15 protein-coding genes are annotated in these 19,880 nt (G+C 70.8%); 11 read left to right on the top strand and 4 right to left on the bottom strand.

The window, feature by feature from the left end; all coding sequences use genetic code 11:
* Positions 1–49: 49 nt before the first annotated feature.
* Positions 50–1,660, top strand: a complete 1,611-nt coding sequence (gene purH, locus PIR02_01400) for a bifunctional phosphoribosylaminoimidazolecarboxamide formyltransferase/IMP cyclohydrolase (GenBank protein ID WZH37328.1) — start codon at positions 50–52, stop codon at positions 1,658–1,660.
* A 389-nt stretch (positions 1,661–2,049) separates the two neighbouring features.
* Here purH and PIR02_01395 read toward each other — a convergent pair whose 3' ends face one another.
* Both PIR02_01395 and PIR02_01390 read right to left on the bottom strand, forming a co-directional pair.
* Positions 2,050–2,568 (bottom strand): DUF1697 domain-containing protein, encoded by a 519-nt coding sequence (locus PIR02_01395; GenBank protein ID WZH37327.1) that lies wholly within the window; start codon positions 2,566–2,568, stop codon positions 2,050–2,052.
* Positions 2,569–2,648: 80 nt separating this feature from the next.
* The gene (locus tag PIR02_01390; protein WZH37326.1) at positions 2,649–4,076 is read right to left on the bottom strand and encodes an NAD(P)/FAD-dependent oxidoreductase; all 1,428 of its coding nucleotides are present in this window, start codon (positions 4,074–4,076) and stop codon (positions 2,649–2,651) included.
* 277 nt (positions 4,077–4,353) lie between these two features.
* On the opposite strand from PIR02_01390, the gene PIR02_01385 reads away from it, so the two are divergent.
* The 10 genes from PIR02_01385 to PIR02_01340 all read left to right on the top strand — a co-directional run bounded on the left by PIR02_01385 (position 4,354) and on the right by PIR02_01340 (position 17,996).
* Positions 4,354–5,484, top strand: a complete 1,131-nt coding sequence (locus PIR02_01385; GenBank protein WZH37325.1) for a LacI family DNA-binding transcriptional regulator — start codon at positions 4,354–4,356, stop codon at positions 5,482–5,484.
* Between the two features lie 41 nt (positions 5,485–5,525).
* Positions 5,526–6,809 carry an extracellular solute-binding protein gene (locus PIR02_01380; GenBank protein ID WZH37324.1) on the top strand — a complete coding sequence of 428 codons (1,284 nt, stop codon included), beginning with the start codon at positions 5,526–5,528 and terminating at the stop codon, positions 6,807–6,809.
* Positions 6,810–6,885: 76 nt separating this feature from the next.
* A complete protein-coding gene (locus tag PIR02_01375; protein ID WZH39064.1) occupies positions 6,886–7,785 on the top strand; it encodes a sugar ABC transporter permease in 900 nt (299 codons plus the stop codon).
* Positions 7,782–8,609: a carbohydrate ABC transporter permease gene (locus tag PIR02_01370; GenBank protein WZH37323.1), complete on the top strand. Its 828-nt coding sequence runs from the start codon at positions 7,782–7,784 to the stop codon at positions 8,607–8,609. The genes PIR02_01375 and PIR02_01370 overlap by 4 nt, the downstream gene beginning before the upstream one ends.
* A 2-nt stretch (positions 8,610–8,611) precedes the next feature.
* Positions 8,612–9,679: a glycosidase gene (locus tag PIR02_01365; protein WZH37322.1), complete on the top strand. Its 1,068-nt coding sequence runs from the start codon at positions 8,612–8,614 to the stop codon at positions 9,677–9,679.
* 126 nt (positions 9,680–9,805) lie between these two features.
* Positions 9,806–11,812, top strand: coding sequence for a hypothetical protein (locus PIR02_01360; GenBank protein ID WZH37321.1), 2,007 nt, complete (start codon positions 9,806–9,808; stop codon positions 11,810–11,812).
* Between the two features lie 83 nt (positions 11,813–11,895).
* Positions 11,896–13,536: an Ada metal-binding domain-containing protein gene (locus PIR02_01355; GenBank protein WZH37320.1), complete on the top strand. Its 1,641-nt coding sequence runs from the start codon at positions 11,896–11,898 to the stop codon at positions 13,534–13,536.
* Positions 13,533–14,027: a methylated-DNA--[protein]-cysteine S-methyltransferase gene (locus PIR02_01350; protein WZH37319.1), complete on the top strand. Its 495-nt coding sequence runs from the start codon at positions 13,533–13,535 to the stop codon at positions 14,025–14,027. Before PIR02_01355 ends, PIR02_01350 begins: the two co-directional genes overlap by 4 nt.
* Before the next feature lie 289 nt (positions 14,028–14,316).
* Positions 14,317–16,182: an ABC transporter ATP-binding protein gene (locus tag PIR02_01345; protein ID WZH37318.1), complete on the top strand. Its 1,866-nt coding sequence runs from the start codon at positions 14,317–14,319 to the stop codon at positions 16,180–16,182.
* Positions 16,179–17,996, top strand: coding sequence for an ABC transporter ATP-binding protein (locus tag PIR02_01340; GenBank protein WZH37317.1), 1,818 nt, complete (start codon positions 16,179–16,181; stop codon positions 17,994–17,996). The genes PIR02_01345 and PIR02_01340 overlap by 4 nt, the downstream gene beginning before the upstream one ends.
* 326 nt (positions 17,997–18,322) lie before the next feature.
* Here the strand turns inward: PIR02_01340 and PIR02_01335 are convergent, their stop codons facing one another.
* Complete coding sequence (locus PIR02_01335) at positions 18,323–19,162, bottom strand: type IV toxin-antitoxin system AbiEi family antitoxin domain-containing protein (protein WZH37316.1); 840 nt, start codon at positions 19,160–19,162, stop codon at positions 18,323–18,325.
* 262 nt (positions 19,163–19,424) lie between these two features.
* Entirely contained in the window at positions 19,425–19,877 is a 453-nt protein-coding gene (locus PIR02_01330; protein WZH37315.1) for a GNAT family N-acetyltransferase, read from the bottom strand.
* Positions 19,878–19,880 lie beyond the last annotated feature (3 nt).

Here is a 19,880-nt window from a genome sequence, read left to right as displayed (position 1 = left end):
CGGCCCGTCGCGCACCCGAATCCGACTCGAGACACAGGAGCCGAAAGCCATGGCCGGACCCCGCCACGACCCCGCCGACTACCGCCCCCGCGATGTCGTCCCCATCCGCCGCGCGCTCGTGTCGGTCAGCGACAAGACGAACCTGCTCGTGCTCGCCGAAGCGCTGGCCGGAGCGGGCGTCGAGATCGTCTCGACCGGCTCGACCGCGGCCACCATCCGCGACGCCGGTTACGACGTCACCGACGTCTCGGCTGTCACGGGCTTCCCCGAGTCGCTCGACGGCCGCGTGAAGACCCTGCACCCGAAGGTGCACGCCGGTCTCCTCGCCGACCTGCGTCTCGCCTCCCACGAGGCGCAGCTCGAAGAGCTCGGCATCCTGCCCTTCGAACTCGTGGTCGTGAACCTCTACCCGTTCGTCGAGACCGTGGCATCCGGTGCCGAAGGCGACGATGTCGTGGAGCAGATCGACATCGGCGGCCCCGCCATGGTGCGCGCGTCGGCGAAGAACCACGCGAACGTCGCGATCGTCGTCTCGCCGGAGTCGTATCCCGCGATCATCGACGCGCTGCAGGCCAACGGTGGCACGAACCTCGTGCAGCGCCGCGAGCTCGCCGCTCGTGCGTTCTCGCACACCGCCGCGTACGACACCGCCGTGTCGACCTGGTTCGCCGAGGGGACGCTCGGCGACGACATCGATCTGCCCGCGCACCTCACGATTCAGGCCGAGCGCCTGTCGACGCTGCGCTACGGCGAGAACTCGCACCAGCGCGCCGCGATCTACACGCGCGTCGGCGGACACGGCATCGCCCAGGCCACGCAGCTGCAGGGCAAGGAGATGTCGTACAACAACTACGTCGACGCCGACGCCGCGCTTCGTGCCGCCTTCGACATGGTCAAGCCCGCGGTCGCGATCATCAAGCACGCGAACCCCTGCGGTATCGCCGTCGCCGCCCCCAACGCGCTCGACCCGATCGCCTCCGCGCACCTGCGCGCCCACGAGTGCGACCCCGTGTCGGCGTTCGGCGGCGTGATCGCTGCGAACCGCACGGTCACGCTGAAGATGGCGGAGAACCTCCGCGACATCTTCACCGAGGTGATCATCGCCCCCGACTTCGAGCCGGAAGCGCTCGAGGTCTTCAAGCTCAAGAAGAACCTCCGCGTGCTGCAGCTGCCCACGGACTGGCAGCAGGAGCGTATGGACGTGCGGCTGGTCTCGGGCGGCCTGCTGCTGCAGGACGCCGACCGCTTCCCCGACGACATCGAGTCGGTCGCGAAGAACTGGGAGCTCGTCTCGGGCGAGCGTCCGGCCGAGGGTGCGATGGAGAGTCTGATCTTCGCGTGGAAGGCCTGCCGCGCCGTGAAGTCGAACGCGATCGTGCTCGCGCAGGCCTCGGCCACCGTCGGCATCGGCATGGGCCAGGTCAACCGCGTCGACTCGTGCCGCCTCGCCGTGGAGCGCGCCGGTGAGCGCGCGGCCGGGTCGGTCGCGGCATCCGATGCGTTCTTCCCCTTCGCCGACGGCCCCCAGGTGCTCATCGACGCGGGGATCTCGACGATCATCCAGCCCGGCGGTTCGGTGCGGGATGCCGAGGTCGTCGACGCCGCGCGCGCCGCCGGCGTGACGATGTTCTTCACGGGGGAGCGTCACTTCTTCCACTGACCGCGCGATCGACGCGCTCTGTCTCGGTGCCGTCGCAGCCTCGGCTGCGGCGGCACTGTTGCGTGCGGATGGCGGGTGTGCCGCATGCGGCGGGGCCGCGTCGCGTGGTGACGCGCGCGATGGTGGGGCGTCGCGTGGCGGCGCGGCGCGTCGTCGCGCGTGCGGCGTCGCGTCGAGCGAGCGGGTCATGCATAAACGCTTCTCGCGCGCATAAACGCGAGGAGAGCGTGTTTATGCGCGTGGATGGCGTTTATGCGTGAACGAAGGGCGCGGGTGGTGCGGCGCCGCGCGGTGGGCTCCGCGCGCCAAAGGGTGGGCGGAGGGCGCGGGTGGTGAGGTACCGCGCCCCGAACGGCGGGCGGAGGGCGCGGGTGGTGAGACGCTGCGCGTCAGGCGCTCAGGGCGACGAGCTTGGCGATCGTGTTCGCGTTACGGGCGGTGCCGGTGACGCCGAGGCGTCTCTCGAACCACCCGGCCTGCAGCTTCGACCCGCCGATGCCCTCGGGGTAGCGCACGAACACCTCGCGGCCATCGAGCACCGCGTCCTCCGGGATGCCGTCGGGCAGCGCGAGCGTGGTCACCGCGGGAGGCGCGTCGAGGAACACCGTCTGCACCCACCGCCCCTCGGCGGCGTCCGCGAAGGGGTTCCGCGCCACGGAATCGGTGAGCTCCGCGTGAGAGCGCACGAGGACGGGGAGGTCGAAGCCGAACGATCCGTGGACGGCGTCGCGAATGGTGGCCGCGACCTCTGCGGGGGAGCGGCCGTCGGCATCCAGGACCACATTGCCCGCGACCTGCAGCGTCTCGACCTCGCCGAGACCCGCGGATGCCAGAACCTCGCGCAGCGCGGGCATCTTGAGGGCGGTGGGTCCGCCGACTCCGCGGATGAGGGCGACGGTGCGTGGCATGGCTGCGAGACTACTCGTCGCGCCGGGCCCGGGTATCGCGCCGGTGTCGTCCGACGGCGGGTCCGCCGGACCGGGTGGGGTCAGGCGCTGTCGCGGCCGAGCGTCTCGAGCAGCCGCAACCAGACCTCGCTCACGGTGGGGTACGACGGCACCGCGTGCCAGAGCCTCTTCACCGGCACTTCTCCGACGATGGCGATGGTCGCGGAGTGCAGCAGTTCGGCGATGTCGGGGCCGACGAACGTCGCGCCGACGAGGACACCGCGATCCAGATCGACGATCGCGCGCGCCTGACCGACGTAGGAATCCGACTGCTCGCTCGATCCGGCCACGTGGGCGAGGTCGTAGTCGAGCACCTTCACGTTCAGGCCCCGCTCCTCGGCCTTCGCGGCGGTGAGTCCTACCGATGCCACCTCGGGATCGGTGAAGGTCGCCTGCGGAACGGCGTCGTGATCGGCCGTCGCGACGTGCGCGCCCCAGGGGGCGTCGTCGACCTCTCCGCCCTGCGCGCGGGCCGCGATCACGTCGCCGGCGGCGCGGGCCTGGTACTTGCCTTGGTGGGTCAGCAGGGCTCGGTGGTTCACATCGCCGACGGCGTACAGCCAGTCGACCCCGCGCACGCGCAGGGTGTCGTCGACGTCGATCCACTCGCCGGCGGTGAGGCCCACGGCATCCAGGCCCAGATCGTCGGTCCGCGGAACGCGACCCGTCGCGACGAGGACCTCGTCGGCCGTGACAGTGGTGCCGTCGGAGAGGTCGAGCACCGCGCGCCCGTCGGTGTCGCGGCGCGCGGCCGTGGCATCCGTTCCGGTCTTCACGGTCACGCCCCGCTCACGGAGCGAGGCGGCGACGAGCTCGCCGGCGAAAGGCTCGGTGCCGCCGAGGAGACCCGAGCGGGCGATGACCGTGACCTCCGCGCCCAGGCTGGCGAACGCCGTCGCCATTTCAGCACCGACCACCCCGCCGCCGAGGATCGCCAGCGAGCCGGGGATCTGCTGGACGGCGGTCGCTTCACGGCTCGTCCACGGAGAGATGTCGGCCAGGCCCGCGATGTCGGGAAGCAGGGCGGCCGAGCCGGTGCAGACGGCCACGGCGTGACGGGCGACGAGGTCGGTGGTCGTGCCGTCGGCGGCGGTCACCCGGACGGTCTTGTCGCCGGTGAGTCGCCCGTGGCCGCGCACGAGGTCGATGCCCGCCCCCTGCAGCCACTCGACCTGGCCCGAATCGTTCCAGTCGCTCGTCATGGTGTCGCGGCGGCGGAGGACCGCGGCGACGTCGAGGTCGCCGGTCACAGCCTGCTTCGCGCCGTCGACATCGCGCGCCGCGCGCAGAGCCGCGCCACTGCGCAGCAGCGCCTTGGACGGCATGCAGGCCCAGTACGAGCACTCGCCGCCGACGAGTTCGGACTCGACGATCACCGCGGTGAGCCCCGCCTGGACCGCGCGGTCGGCGACGTTCTCGCCGACGGGGCCGGCGCCGATGACGATGAGGTCGTATTCGCTGTCGCTCATGGCCTCACGCTACCCATGACCTCCGACATCGCGCGGGGGTTGCGCCGGGACGCCCTGGCCGTTCCCGCCCCCTTCGTGCGCGCCGCTCACCCGCCGGCCCGGGCGAGGACGAGGAGCGAGCGGAGGACTTTCGCGGGGCATTCATCCTCCCTCGGCCCCCGGCCCTCCGCGGGCCACGCCGCTCGCCCGCAGGCTCTTGACCTCCGCGCCTGAACCGGTTTAGAGTAGCGATCACTTAACCGGTTTAGACCGGCCGACCACGACGAGGTGACGGACCATGGACGAGACGCGACCCACGATCGCCGACGTCGCGCGGCGCGCGGGTGTCAGCAAGGGCCTCGTGTCGTTCGCCCTGAACGGCCGTGCCGGTGTGTCACCCGACACCCGCGAACGGATCCTCGCCGTCGCCGCCGACATGGGGTGGAGCCCGAGCCTGCGAGCGCGCTCCCTCAGCGTCGGTCGTGCCTTCGCGTGCGGCCTCGTGATCGGCCGCAGCCCCGACGTGATCGCCGCCGACCCGTTCTTCCCCTCCTTCATCGCGGGTGTCGAAGACGAGTTCTCGGTCTCGGGGCAGGTGCTCGTGCTCGCGGCGGCGACACCGGGGCGCCACGAGGCCGAGACCTACCGGGGCCTCGCCGCCGACCGCCGCATCGACGGCGTCATCCTCTCCGACCTTCGTGCCGACGACCCGCGGGTGAATCTCGTCGCGGGCCTCGGCATCGCCGCCGTGACCCTCGGTGTCCCCGACGTCGACAGCCCCTTCACCTCGGTCTCGGTCGACGACGGTGCCGGCATCCGGCTCGCCGTCGACCATCTCGCCGACCTCGGGCACACCGACATCGCCCACGTCGCCGGCCCCGCCGCGATGCTGCACGGGCGACACCGCGCGGCGGCGTTCGAGAGCGCGGCCGCAGCCCGTGGCATCCGTGCCCGCGTCCTCGAGACCGACTTCAGCGCGGCCGACGGCGCACGCGCCACGGACGAGCTTCTGGATGACGCCACCCCGCCGACCGCGATCGTCTACTCCAACGACAACATGGCGATCGCCGGTCTCGGGCGTGCGCAGAAGCGCGGACTCCGCGTGCCGGACGACCTGTCGATCACGGGCTTCGACGACGTCGAGATCGGCCGCCACCTGCACCCGGCGCTCACCAGTGTCGCCACCGACGCTCGCGGATGGGGCGCCGCCGCAGCCCGCGCCCTGTTGGCCGCGATCGGCGGCGCCGTCCCCGAGGCCCTCGCGCTCCCCGACCCCCGGCTCGTCGTGCGTGCCTCGACCGCGGCACCGCGTGCCTCGACCGCCCCGCGTCCCCGCGCAGCCGGGAAAGCCCCGCACGCCGCCCCGCGGCCTGCCGCGCACGGGGACCCGCGTCCCACGACCGAGACGGACGCGCCCCCCACCCCCTGACGCACCCGCGGACCCCCGTCCGCACTCACAAGGAGGAAGACATGCGACGACGCATTCTCGCCACAGCAGTAGCAGCCACCGGCATCCTGGCCCTCTCCGCCTGCAGCGGCGGCGGTGGGGGAGGCGGCGGCATGGACGCCCGCGGCCCCATCACGATCTGGTACTCCAACAACGCCGCCGAGATCGCGTGGGGCCAGCAGATGGTCGACGCCTGGAACGCGGCCAACCCCGACCAGCAGATCACCGCGCAGGAGATTCCCGCCGGTTCGTCCAGCGAGGAGGTCATCGGCGCCGCGATCACGGCCGGCAACGCCCCGTGCCTGATCTTCAACACCTCGCCGGCAGCGGTTCCGGGCTTCCAGAAGCAGGGCGGCCTGGTGAACCTGTCGGAGTTCCCCGACGGCGAGCAGTACATCACCGACCGCAGCGGCGACCTCGCTGACCAGTACCGCTCCGACGACGGCGGCTTCTATCAACTGCCGTGGAAGAGCAACCCCGTCATGATCTTCTACAACAAGGACCTCTTCGCCAAGGCGGGCCTCGACCCCGAGAACCCGCAGCTGTCGACGTACGACGAGTTCCTCACGGCCTCGCGCACCCTGAAAGGGGCCGGGGTCGCCCCGTACGCGATCAACCCGGCGCCGACGAGTGAGTTCTTCCAGTCGTGGTTCGACTTCTACCCGCTGTACGCGGCGCAGACCGGAGGGACGCAGCTCGTCCAGGACGGCCAGGCGACCTTCGACGACGCGAACGGCGAGGCGGTCGCCGACTTCTGGCGCACCATCTACAGCGAGCAGCTCGCCGGCAACGAGCAGTATCAGGGCGACGCGTTCGCCGATGGCCAGGCTGCGATGGCGATCGTCGGTCCCTGGGCCGTGTCGGTCTACAAGGACAAGGTCAACTGGGGCGCCGTGCCGGTGCCGACCGAGAAGGGCGTCGCGGCCGATCAGACCTGGACGTTCAGCGACGCGAAGAATGTCGGCCTGTTCACCGCGTGCGACAACAAGGCCACAGCCTGGGACGTGCTGAAGTTCGCCACCAGCGAGGAGCAGGACGGCGCCTGGCTGAACGAGACCGGCCAGATGCCGCTGCGGAAGGATCTGACGACCACCTACGCCGACTACTTCCAGGCGAACCCCGCCTACGAGGAGTTCGGTGACCAAGCCGCGCGCACCGTCGAGGTGCCGAACGTGCAGAACTCGGTGGAGATCTGGCAGGCGTTCCGCGACGGCTACTCGAAGGCGGTCATCTTCGGTGAGGGCGACGTGTCGACCTTCCTCTCGGATGCCAAGAGCCAGATCGACCAGCTCGCGGCGGGGAAGTGACATGACCGTCGATCTCGCCGGCACGACCGGTCGGACCGGGGGCGACCCCGGCCGGTCCGGTCGTGCCGGGGGAGCGATGGATGCCGGGACGAAGCGGCGCCGACCGTTCGGCGCGCAGCCGCTCGGCATCCTGTTCTCCGCTCCGTACCTGATCTTCGTCGGCGTCGTCTTCGCGTACCCCGTGATCTTCGCGGTGTGGATGTCGTTCCACGACTACTTCTTCACCGCCCCGGGAGCGCAGGTCGACCGGCCCTTCGTCGGGCTCGACAACTATGTCACCGCCCTCACCGATCCCGACGTCTGGCGGGCGTTCGGCAACGTCGGGATCTTCCTGATCATCAACGTCCCGCTGACCGTGGTGCTCTCGATCCTGCTGGCCACGGCCCTGGACCGCGTGGTGCGCGCCCGGACCTTCTTCCGCGTCGCGTTCTACGTGCCGTATGTCACGGCATCCGTCGCCGTCGTCGCTGTGTGGCTGTTCCTGTTCTCGAACACGGGACTCATCAACAACGTGCTGGGGCCGCTCGCGCCGAACCCGTCGTGGCTGGTCAACTCGGCCCTCGCCATGCCCACGATCGCGCTGTTCGTCACCTGGAAGGGACTGGGGTTCTACATCCTGCTCTACCTCGCGGCGCTGCAGAACGTGCAGAAAGAGCTGTACGAGTCGGTGGCGATGGACGGGGGAGGACGCCTCCGCCAGTTCTTCTCGGTCACGGTGCCGGGCGTGCGGCCGGCGACGTTCCTCGTCGTGCTGCTGGCGACCATCACGGGGGCGAACCTCTTCACCGAGCCCTACCTGCTCACGAGCGGCGGCGGACCCAACGGCGCGTCCACGTCGCCCGTGCTCCTCATCTACCAGAAGGGCATCGAGCAGCAGAACCCCGACGTGGCCGCGGCCATCGGCGTGGTGCTCATCATCTTCGTGCTCGTCATCGCGCTGCTGCAGCGGCGGTTCGTGGGAAGGGAGGAATCGTGAGAAGCAGAGTCGTCACCTACGGTGTGCTCACGCTGGGCGCGCTCGCGTTCCTGTTCCCCTTCTACTACATGGTCGTCGGGTCGCTGCAGACGAGTCCCGACACCTCCATCGCGGGGGCCTTCCCGCACCCGTCGAACCTGACGACGGAGAACTACACCGCCATCGACGGGCGCATCAATCTCCTGCAGGGGTTGGCGAACTCCGGCATCTTCACCGGCGGGGTCATCCTCGGCACCCTCGTATTCGGGGTGCTCGCCGGGTACGCCCTCGCGGTGCTGAGATGGCGGGGTCGGTCGGCGACGTTCGCCCTCGTCCTGCTCGTGCAGGTCGTGCCGTTCCAGCTGCTGATGATCCCGCTGTACGTGATGATCGCCCGCGACTACGGGCTCAGCGACAGCTACCTCGGCATGATCCTGCCGTTCTTCATCAACTCCACGGCGGTGGTGATCTTCCGGCAGTACTTCCTGCAGCTGCCGAAAGAGCTGTTCGACGCGGCACGCATCGACGGCGCGGGGGAGTTCCGGCTCCTCTGGAACGTTGCGCTGCCGTTGGTGCGGCCGGCACTGCTCACCGCGGTCCTGCTGACGTTCATCGGCCCGTGGAACGAGTTCCTCTGGCCGTTCCTCATCACCAAGGACGCGACGATGCAGCCGCTCGCGGTGTCGCTCGCGAACTTCATCTCCACGATCGCCGCCTCCACCACCAACCCGTTCGGCGCGATGATGGCCGGCGCCGTGGTGCTGGCCGCCCCCGCGGTGGCGCTGTTCCTGATCTTCCAGCGCTACTTCACCTCCAACGACCTCGGATCCGGAGTGAAAGGATGACAATGACCCCCGAATCCCCCGTCCCCTACCGCCTCACGCGCATCGGGGTGGTGATGACCCCCGAGCCCGGCAACGCCGACGAAGCCGAGGGCGTCTTGAACCCGGCATCCGGTCGCGGTCCCGACGGCCGGCTGTATCTTCTGCCGCGCCTCGTGGCCGAGGGCAACGTCTCGCGCGTGGGCCTGGCCCGCGTCGTCGTCGAAGACGGCGTGCCCGTCGGTGTCGAGCGCGAGGGTGTCGTGCTCCGACCCGATCGCGGGTGGGAGCGCGGCGCCGACAACGCCGGCACCGAGGACCCCCGGACGACCTGGATCGAGGCTCTCGGCCTGCACGTCATGACCTACGTCGCGTACGGCCCGCTGGGCCCTCGCACCGCGGTCGCCGTGTCGGAGGATCTCCGCGAGTGGCGCCGGCTCGGGCCCGTGCTCTTCCGCTACCAGGACGACCTCGACATGGACCTCAACCTCTTCCACAACAAGGACACGGTCTTCTTCCCCGAGCCGGTCACCGCGCCAGACGGCACCGAGGCCCTCGCGGTGCTGCACCGCCCGATGTGGGATCTCGGCGAGACCAAGCCCGGACAGGGTGTGCGGGTTCCGGCCGGCGTCGACGACGAGCGGCAGTCGATCTGGATCAGCTACGTGCCCCTGGCATCCGTCCGCGACGACCTCTCGAACCTCGCGCTCTGGGAGCAGCACCACTTCGTCGCGGGGCCGCAGTTCCCCTTCGAAGAGGTGAAGATCGGCGGCGGCCCGCCGCCGCTGCGCGTCCCGGAGGGCTGGCTCGTGCTGCATCACGGGGTCACGGGCGTCATCGACAGCGCGTTCTCGCAGCAGCAGAAGGTGAACTACGCCGCGGGCGCTCTGATCCTGGATGCCGACGACCCCCGCCGCGTGATCGCGCGGACGCCGGAGCCACTGCTCGCCCCCGAGACCGACGACGAGCGCAGCGGCATCGTGCCGAACGTCGTGTTCCCGACCGCGATCGAGGAGATCGACGGTCGCCACTTCGTGTTCTACGGGATGGCCGACTCCAAGATCGGTGTCGCCCTGCTCGAGCGCACGGACTGACCCCCGCGCCGCGCTCGACGCCGTGACGGCTCGGGCGCGGCGTGGACCGACCTCGCCCGCCTGCGCTGGATGCTGTGACGGCTCCGGTGCGGGCGGACGGACCCCCATCGAAAGGATCCCCTCCCCATGAACGCACGATGGAGTGCGCGCATCACGGCGGCCCTCGGTGCCGTCGCGCTGGCCGTGCCGCTGACCGCCGGGCCGGCGTCCGCTGCGGCGCCCGCGGACGGCGCCGCGGCCCCGGCCGCCGCGCCGCTGACCAACCTCGACCACCTCGACTTCCTGCTCGGTGAGGCCACTCCGCCCGCGGGCGTCGCGGGGCACTCCACCTACCGTCAGGCCGAGGAACCGACGCTCCTCGCGCCCTGGACGTACGCCGATGCCCGCGACGGCGGCACCTTCGAACGCGTGGGCGGGGGTCCGCTCGATCCCGTGACCGGCGACTGGGGGCAGGGTGCCTACAACGCCGACGACAACACCCGCGCCGCGGTCGTGTACATCCGGCACTGGGAGCAGACCGGCGACGCCGACAGCAGACGGAAGGCATACGAACTCCTCCGGACCGTCGCGTACCACCAGACGACCGACGGCCCATCGGCGGGCAATGTCGTGCTCTGGATGCAGCCCGACGGCGATCTCAACCCGTCGGCGGAGCCCGTCGAACTGCCCGACCCCTCGGACTCCGGCCCCAGCTACTGGACGGCCCGGACCGTGTGGGCCCTCGGCGAGGGGTACGCCGCCTTCGTCGACGACGACCCGGACTTCGCGGCGTTCCTCAAGGAGCGCCTCGCCCTCTCCCGTGCAGCGATCGAACGCGACGTGCTGTCCTCGTACGGGCAGTACGACGAGGCCGACGGCATGCGGGTGCCGTCGTGGCTGATCGTCGACGGGGCGGATGCCTCGGCCGAGGCCGTCCTCGGACTGACCGCGGCCGTGCGCGCCGGTGATGAGTCGTCGGCCACCGCGGCGCGACAGCTCGCCGAGGGCGTGGCGGCCATGGCATCCGGGAACACGCGCCAGTGGCCCTACGGGGCGATCCTGCCCTGGGCGCAGTCGCCCGCGATGTGGCACGCGTGGGGCTCGCAGATGCCCGCGGCGCTCGCCGAGGCCGGTGCACTGTTCGGCGACGACGCTCTTGTTGCTCCGGCGATCACGGATGCGACGAGCTTCACCACCACGCTGCTGACCGCCGGGGGACCCGACAACGGCTGGTTCCCGAGCCCCACCGATCGCGTGCAGATCGCGTACGGTGCCGACTCGCGCGTGCAGTCGCTGCTGGCGCTGGCGGATACGACCGGGTCGCCGGCCTTCGCCGAGCTCGCGGGCCTGCAGGCGGCGTGGTTCTTCGGCGCGAACCACGCGGGGGTGCGCATGTACGACCCCGCGACCGGAGTGAGCTTCGACGGACTGCAGCCTGACGGGACGGTGAACCGCAACAGTGGCGCGGAGTCGACGATCCACGGTCTGCTGACCGCGCTCGCGCTCGACGCGCACCCCGAGGTCGCGGCGCGCGCGACGGCGTTGACGTCGGTCGAGAGCCGCGTGGGTCTGACGTACGTCGAAGCGGAGGATGCCACGCACACCGACGGTGCGGTCTCGACGCCGACGTCGTGGACGGGCGAATCGAGCTGGTCGGGTGACGCGCTCACCCTCACGCGGAAGCAGAGCGCGACGTGGGACCTGGGACCGTCGGACACGCGCCGATGGGTCGAGCCGGTGGTCTACGCCGAGCCGGGGGAGACGTCGCACTCGACGTGGCGCGGCGCGGGCGTGCTGAAGGTCGAGGGGCCCGCACAGGGCATCTCGCCCACGCCCGGTGCTCTGCTGCCGCAGCAGCTGACCTCCGCGGTGAACGGGTCTCAGGCCCGGGTGACGGTGCAGCGGGGTGAATTGACGCTCGACGGGCTCATCGTGCGGCCCTGGATCTCGCGGCTGGTGCTCGGCGGCGACGCGCGCGCCGAGCTCGTGCAGTCGAGCGCCATCGCGCCCCAGCGCACCACGATCGGTGCTGCCGGTGCCACGTCCACGGTGAAGGTCTACGACGCGTCGGGTGGACTGGTGCGGACGACCTCGGCGACGGGGGCGGTCACGGTGGTGGTTCCCGCGGGAGGGTTCGCGATCGCGCAGGGCTGAGCCGCGCGGGGGGCGTCGGGCGGCCCACGGCCGTGTCCGATTTCCGCCAGCCGATGTCGGAGGTCGGTGGCAGGGTGGATGCCATGACCCTCCGCTCCCTCGACGCCCCCGTCCCCGCGGTTTCGGGATTCGCCGAGCGCTACCGCGTGATCCAGTCGCGCGACCGGCGTTTCGACGGGCAGTTCGTCACGGCGGTGCGGTCGACGGGCATCTACTGTCGGCCGAGCTGCCCCGCGCGTACGCCCAAGGAAGCGAACGTGACGTTCTACGCCACATCCGCGGCGGCGCACGAGGCGGGCTACCGCGCGTGCAAGCGGTGCCTGCCCGAGGCGGCTCCCGGGTCTCCGCTCTGGGACGTGCGGGGCGACGTCGTCGCCCGCGCCATGCGGCTCATCGCCGACGGGGTGGTCGACCGCGAGGGCGTGCCGGGTCTGGCCCGACACCTCGGATACTCCCCGCGACACCTCACCCGGGTGCTCACAGCCGAACTGGGTGCGGGTCCTCTCGCCCTCGCGCGGGCTCATCGGGCGCATACCGCGCGCGCGTTGCTGGTCGGCACCGATCTGTCGTCCGCCGACGTCGCCTTCTCCGCGGGATTCTCCAGCATCCGCCAGTTCACCGAGACGATCGGAGAGGTGTTCGGGATGCCGCCGCGCGACCTGCGCGCCCGGCGATCGCGCGCGTCGGGCCTCGAAACGACCGCGGGAGAGATCGACCTCGCGCTGCCCGTGCGCGGCCCGATCGATACGACCGGTCTCTTCGGCTGGATGAGGGCGCACGCGATCCCGGGCGTCGAGGTCGGAGACGACCGGTCGTTCGCCCGGGTCGTCCGACTCCCCGGCGGGCCGGCGTGGTTCGAGGTGCGTCTTGCCGACGACGGACGACTCCGTCTCCGCGCCCGCTTGACGGCCCTTGCCGATCTCGGCACCCTCATCGCCCGGGTCCGACGCCTGTTCGACCTCGACGCCGACCCGCTCGCGGTCGACGCCGAACTGTCTCGGCATCCCGAACTCGCTCCCGCCGTGGCGGCGATCCCCGGTGTCCGCGTTCCCGGCGCGATCGACGCGGGCGAGATGCTCGTGCGCGCGATGATCGGCCAGCAGATCAGCGTGGCGTCGGCCCGCACGATGCAGGGGCGGCTGACCGCCGAGCTCGGCGAGCAGGTCACCATCGGTCCCGAGCCGATGACCCTGTTCCCGGATGCCGCGACCATCGCCGCGCGAGGGCTCGAGGTGCTGCGCGGCCCCGGTGCGCGCCTCCGCGCGATCGTCGGCGCTGCTCAGGCGCTCGCGGACGGGTCCCTCACCCTCGGCCCCGGCGACGACGGCGTCGAGCAGCGCGAGCGGCTTCTCGCCCTGCGCGGCGTGGGGCCGTGGACGGCCGACTACGTCCGGATGCGGGTGCTCGGCGACCCCGACGTCCTCCTCCCCGGTGACGTCGCCGCCCGAGCGGGCGCCGCGGCGCTCGGCCTTCCGTCGGACCCCGCGGGATTCACCGCGTGGTCTGAGCGCCTGGCACCCTGGCGCAGCTACGCGATGGCGCACTACTGGTACGCCGCGCCCGTGACGCACGCGTGGCGCGTGTCGGGTGCGGAGTCGGCTGCCGCCGCGGCCGTACGACGACCCGGCCGGAGCGCTCCCTCGCCCGCGGCCTCGAAGCGCCTCTCTACCACTCGACCGTCGGCATCCCCGACCCCCGCCCCCGAAAGCGAGCCCCGCCCATGAGCACCGCCACCCTCCAGTTCGTCGAGACCCCCGACGGTCCGTTCGCGATCCTCGCCGACACCGATGGCGCCGTTCTCGTCTCGGGCTGGACCGCCGACCCCGTCGCCGTGCTCGCACGCCTGCGTCCCGAGCGCCGTCCCGAAAAGGTCGCCGAGGGCGAGACCGCCGCCGCCGACGCGGTGCGCGCGTTCTACGACGGCGACCTCGCGGCGATCGATGCGGTGCGGGTCCGCCAGTTCGGCACCCCTCTGCAGCGAGCGGGGTGGGATGCTCTCCGCCGCATCACCCCCGGGGCCCCGCTCACCTACACCGGGTTCGCCGCAGCCCTCGGGTCGCCGAGCGCGGTACGCGCGGCCGCGTCGATCTGCGCGCGTAATGCGCCGGCGCTGTTCGTCCCCTGCCATCGCGTCCTCCGCGGCGACGGGACCATGGGCGGGTTCGCCTGGGGGACCGACGTGAAGCGATCGCTCCTCGTCCGAGAGGCGGCGTGAGCGGACAGCCCAACCCGCTCTTGCCTTCAGCCTTCTCTCAGAGATATTCTGAAGGGCTGTCACACCCCCGGGCAGCTTCCGATCATCTCGAGGAGGATGCCATGGATCACATCGACGCCCCCGTCGCGCGTGTCGCTGCGCCCTCCGTCTTCGCGCGCCCCCGCGGGCGCCACTAGGGCCCTCGCCGGCGCTTCGGCGCCGCCCCACGCCCGTCCCGGCTCCACGCCGGTGCCCCTTGGCATCCCTTCCCGCGCCCGATCCCGGCGCTCGCTTCGACCCCTCGAGGATCATGACTTCCGCTTCGCCCCGTCCGCACCTGTCCACTCCGCGCGCGCTCGCCCGGCTCCTGCCCGTGGCGCGCCCCGTGCTGCCGCGCCTGCTCGCCGGTGCCGTCACCGCGCTCATCGCGAGCCTGCTCGCCCTGGCGATCCCGCTCGTCCTCGAGCAGATCGTCGCCGGTCCCATCGCCTCGCTCGACCCCACGGCGCTCGTCTGGGGGTCGCTCGCCGTGCTCGGTCTCGGGCTCGCCGAGGCCGTGATGGTGTGGCTGCGCCGCTGGTTCGTGCTCGCTCCGGCGACCAAGGTCGAGTACGACCTCCGCCAGTCGTTCTACTCGCGCCTGCAGCGCCTCCCCGTCGCGTTCCATGACCGCTGGCAGTCGGGGCAGCTGCTGTCCCGCATGATGCAGGACATCAGCATGCTGCGTCGCTGGCTCGCGTTCGGCGTGATCCTGCTCGTGGTCAACCTGCTCACGATCGTCATCGGCGCGGTCCTGCTCTTCCGCTGGCACTGGCTCCTGGGCGCACTGTTCCTGGTCACCTCCGCCCCCGTCATCTACGTCGGCTTCCGCTTCGAGAAGCGCTACGGCGCGCTGACCCGGCAGAGCCAGGACCAAGCGGGCGACCTGGCGACGTCCGTGGAAGAGAGCGTGCACGGCATCCGTGTCCTGAAGGCCTTCGGACGCGGTCGGCACGCCCTGCAGAAGTTCACGCGTCAGGCCGAGTCTCTCCGCGAGACCGAGATCGACAAGGCGCGCGCGGTCGGCTGGATCTGGTTCTTCCTCGTGCTCCTGCCCGACATCGCCTTCGCGGTGTGCCTGGGCGCGGGCATCGTGCTGAACCAGCTCGGACAGCTGCAGGTCGCCGAGCTCGTCGCCTTCTTCGCGATGGCGACCGTGTTGCGGTGGCCCATGGAATCGATCGGCTTCCTCTTCTCGTTCCTGCTCGACGCGCGCACGGCCACCGACCGCATCTTCGAGGTGTTCGACGAGCAGAACACGATCGTCGACCCCGAGAACCCGCGCACGATCGTTCAGCCCCGTGGAGAGCTCACGTTCGAGGGCGTGCATTTCCGGTATCAGGATGCCGCTTCCTCCGAGCCCGATCTCATCGACGGCGTCGACCTGGTGCTGCGCCCCGGTGAGACCATGGCACTGGTCGGCCTCACCGGGTCGGGGAAGACGACGCTCACGACCCTGCCCGGGCGCCTGTACGACGTCACGGGTGGTCGTGTGCTGCTCGACGGGATCGATGTGCGCGAGCTGACCCTGGCCGAGCTGCGCCGCCACGTCGGGATGGCGTTCGAAGACGCGACGCTGTTCTCACAGACCGTGCGCGAGAACGTGCTGCTGGGTCGCGAAGATCTCGAGCCCGGATCGGAGGAGGCCGACCGCGTCCTCCGCGAAGCGCTGCAGGTCGCGCAGGCGCACTTCGTCTTCGACCTGCCCGACGGCCTCGACACCGTCATCGGCGAGGAGGGACTCAGTCTCTCGGGCGGACAGCGGCAGCGCCTCGCGCTCGCCCGCGCGGTCGCCGCGCGCCCGGCGGTGCTGGTGCTCGACGACCCGTTGTCGGCGCTCGACGTCGACACCGAGGCGCTCGTCGAAGACGCGCTGCGCGAGGTTCTGAGCGAGACGACCGCCCTGGTCATCGCCCACCGCCCCTCGACCGTGACGCTGGCCGACCGTGTCGCCCTGCTCGAGAACGGCCGCATCACGGCCGTCGGCGCGCACTCCGACCTGCTGCGCGAGAGCGAGCACTACCGCTACGTCATCTCGAGTCTCGAAGAGGCCGAGCGCGAGGCGCGCACCGGCGCCATCGATGTGATCCGATCGAACGACGACGACACCCTGACCGAGAAGGAGGCGACCCGATGAGTACCGCGACCGTCTCCGGCACCAGCGGTGAAGACCGCTCCGACTACACGCGCGACGAGAGCCGTGCGATCCGTCAGCGCTCGCTGCGCCTGCTCGGATCGCTCGTCTCGCCGCTGCGGTGGCAACTCGTCCTCGCGGCGGCCGTGCTCGTGGTGTCGACGGCGCTGCGCGTCGCGGGTCCGGCGCTGATCGCCTATGGCATCGACAATGCCCTTCCCGCGGTGATCGAGCAGGCCGACTGGATGCCGACCATCGGCGTCGTGGGCATCTACCTGCTCGCCGGCGTCGGGGGCGCAGTGCTCATCGGCTGGTACGTGGTGGTCGCGGCACGTTTGACCCAGGCCGTGATGCTCGACCTGCGCAAGCGCATCTTCCTGCACACGCAGAGGCTGAGCCTCGAGTTCCACGAGTCGTACACATCGGGCCGCATCATCTCGCGCCAGACGAGCGACCTCGACACCATCCGCGAGTTGCTCGACGGGGGACTCAACGAGCTGGTGTCGGGCGTGCTCTACGGTCTGTTCACCCTCATCGCGCTGTTCCTCATCGACTGGCAGTCGGGACTGATCCTCACCGTCATGGGCATCCCGATGTACCTGCTCATGCGCTGGTTCTACCGGCGCTCACAGGTGATCTACCGCGAGTCGCGAGTGATCAGCGCGCAGGTGATCGTGAAGTTCGTCGAGACGATGACGGGAATCCGCGCTGTGAAGGCGTTCCGCAAGGAGCCCCGCAACGACGAGGAGTTCGGCAAGCTTGCCGGCGACTACCGCGACGTCAACATGCGCTCGATCCGCCTCTTCGGCACATTCGAGCCCGGCATCATGGCGGTCGCCGCGGTGTCTGTCGCTGTGGTGCTCCTGTGGGGCGGGGGACGCGTGATCGCTGGCCCGCTCGAGATCGGTGTGCTGACGGCCGCGGTGCTGTACGTCCGCAACTTCTTCTCGCCGCTGCAGGAGGTCGCGTTCTTCCTGAACTCGTACCAGTCGGCCACCGCGGCGCTCGAGAAGGTGTCGGGGGTGCTCGAGGAGGAGCCGACCGTTCCCGACCCGACCGACCCGGTCGATCTCTGGTCGGCGAAAGGCCACGTCCGCTTCGATGAGGTGACCTTCGGCTACAGCGACGATCGCGTCATCCTGCCGAACTTCTCGCTCGACATCCCCGCCGGGCAGACGATCGCGTTGGTGGGCACCACGGGTGCCGGGAAGTCGACGCTGGCGAAGCTCGTCTCGCGCTTCTACGACCCCACACGAGGGGCGGTGACGCTCGACGGCGTCGACCTTCGTCGGCTGCACCCGAAGGACCTGCGCCGTGCGATCGTCATGGTGACGCAGGAGGCCTACCTGTTCAGCGGCACGGTCGCCGACAACATCGCCCTCGGTAAACCCGACGCGACGATGGACGAGATCCGGGCCGCCGCGCGCGCGGTCGGTGCCGACGGCTTCATCGAGAAGCTGCCCGATGCGTACGACACCGACGTGAACAAGCGCGGAGGACGCGTCTCGGCCGGGCAGCGTCAGCTCATCTCGTTCGCGCGCGCCTTCCTCGCGAACCCTGCGGTGCTGATCCTCGACGAGGCCACAGCGTCGCTCGACATCCCGAGTGAGCGCCAGATCCAGGACGCGCTGCAGACCTTGCTCGCCGACCGCACCGCGATCATCATCGCCCACCGCCTCTCGACGGTGGCGATCGCCGATCGCGTGCTGGTCATGGAACACGGCCGCATCATCGAAGACGACACCCCCGCCGCCCTCATCGCCGGTACGGGCAAGTTCGCGCAGTTGCACGCCGCCTGGCGCGAGTCCCTCGTCTGACCCTGCGGATGCCACGCCCCCGCCGTCGCGGCGGGGCACGGCATCCGTTCGTTCGGGGTGTTCGCTCTCTGCTCAGCGGTTCATCGGCCTGCCCGGTGCCCCCGCGTACCGGCGCGGTCGCCCCGGTACGCAGATCCGGACGTGTGCGTCAGAACCGGACCGCGCGCGCCGAATGCTCCGGATCTGCGGTGCATCTCCGGATCTGCGGTGTGCGCGGCCCCGCGGCGATCTGCGCGATCGGGTGGTGGGGCGCCACCGCGGCGAGGCATGGGTCGCGGTGAGGCGCTCACCCTCCTGCGGCGACGCGTGGGTCTCGGCCGGGACCGTCACCCGGCGCGGTGATTGCCCTGCGCGAGGTGCTGCATGATGACGCGCTCCACCCGTTCCCACTCGGACACGACGTCGCGATACGTGAAGCGCAGCACCGTGTACCCGCGTGCGCGGAGCTCCCGGTCGTGCGTGACGTCGCGCTGGCGATCGGCCGGCGTCGAATGGAAGGCGAAGCCGTCGAGCTGAACGACCAGACGCTCGCCGATGAGGACGTCCACGTCGTGCCCCGCGATGTTCACCTGTTGGCGGATGACGACCCCCCACGGCGCGAGCCGCACCACGAAGAGGGTCTCCAAGCCGGAATCCGAGTCGCCGCGCGCCGTCGCGGACAGTCGTCGTGCCTTCCCGGTCCGCCACCGGATGCGGGCGAGTGCCTCAGGATGCAGGTGCTCGTGCGCGCACGCGGACTCCCACACGACGAGAGCCTGCTCGAACGGCAGACACGCCGCGACGTGCTCGAGGGTGTCCGGCACCGATTCGATGAGTCGGTGGGGTGGTTGAGGAATGAGAGGCGTCGACCAGTGGATGAACGCGGTTGTTCCTGTGGGCAATTTGGCATCCGGACGCACCGTGAGATGGATCTTCGGCGCCGCGCCTTCCGGCATCCACCACCCGCGGTGTGTCGCGGCGCTCACACAGGCGAGTCGGCCAGACGCCCGGGCGGCTTCGAGGAGGAGGGGAGGGGCAGCGCCCGCCGCCACCCAGTAACGCCGCACCCGCACGACGTCACCTCGGGTCAGGGCCGCGCGAAGCGCGCGGAGCGGGACACCGTCGTCGAGCAGCTGCTGCCGGTGGACGATGCCACCCTGACGGGCGACCCGCGAAGCGATATCCATCACGCCACCGTGCCCGATCACGCCCCTCGCTGCCGGGCTGAGGGACCGGATGGGGAGGAGTTCGGGCTTTTCCTCGGTGTGGAGGAGGAGTCGCGCGAGGCCCGATGTCGGCAGATCCGGAGATGCGTCGTGGATCCGGATGGAATCAGCGGACTGATCCGGATCTACGCGCCATTTCCGGATCTGCGCGCTACCCGCACCCGCGCGCTACCCGCACCCGCGCCACACGCGCGCCCAGCCACGCGCGCCTCCGAGCGCGGCCTCAGACGTTGACGCGCGCGATGACCTCGCCGTACTCCGTCTCGCCGACGGGCTGGAAGCCCACGCGCTGGAAGAAGGCCTCGGGACCGCCGACGCCGGGCTCGTAGATGACGTCGACGTGGTCCATGCCGCGTTCGCGTGCCTCGGCGAGCACCGCGGCGATCGCGTAGCTGCCGACGCCGCGGCCCTGCTCGTCGGCGTCGACGTTGATGCGCCACAGCACCGAGCGGAAGTGCTCCTCGTGGGCCTCGGGGTCGAAGTTCGCGCTCACGAAGCCGACGACCTCGTCGCCATCGAGGACGACGCGCTGCCACGAGGTCGAAGGATTGATGACTGTCGCGGCGATGCCGTAGCTCACGGGGGCGAGGAACTGCTCCTGCCCGGGCTTCAGCGACAGCGTGTTGACCGCCACGATCGTGGCGGCGGACAGTTCGACGAGACGAAGGTCGGCCATGCG

Origin of the sequence: Microbacterium enclense (assembly GCA_038182865.1) — a bacterium.
Taxonomy (GTDB): Bacteria; Actinomycetota; Actinomycetes; order Actinomycetales; family Microbacteriaceae; genus Microbacterium; species Microbacterium enclense_B.
Note: the sequence above shows the minus strand (reverse complement) of the source record. Positions and strands in the feature narration are given on the sequence as shown.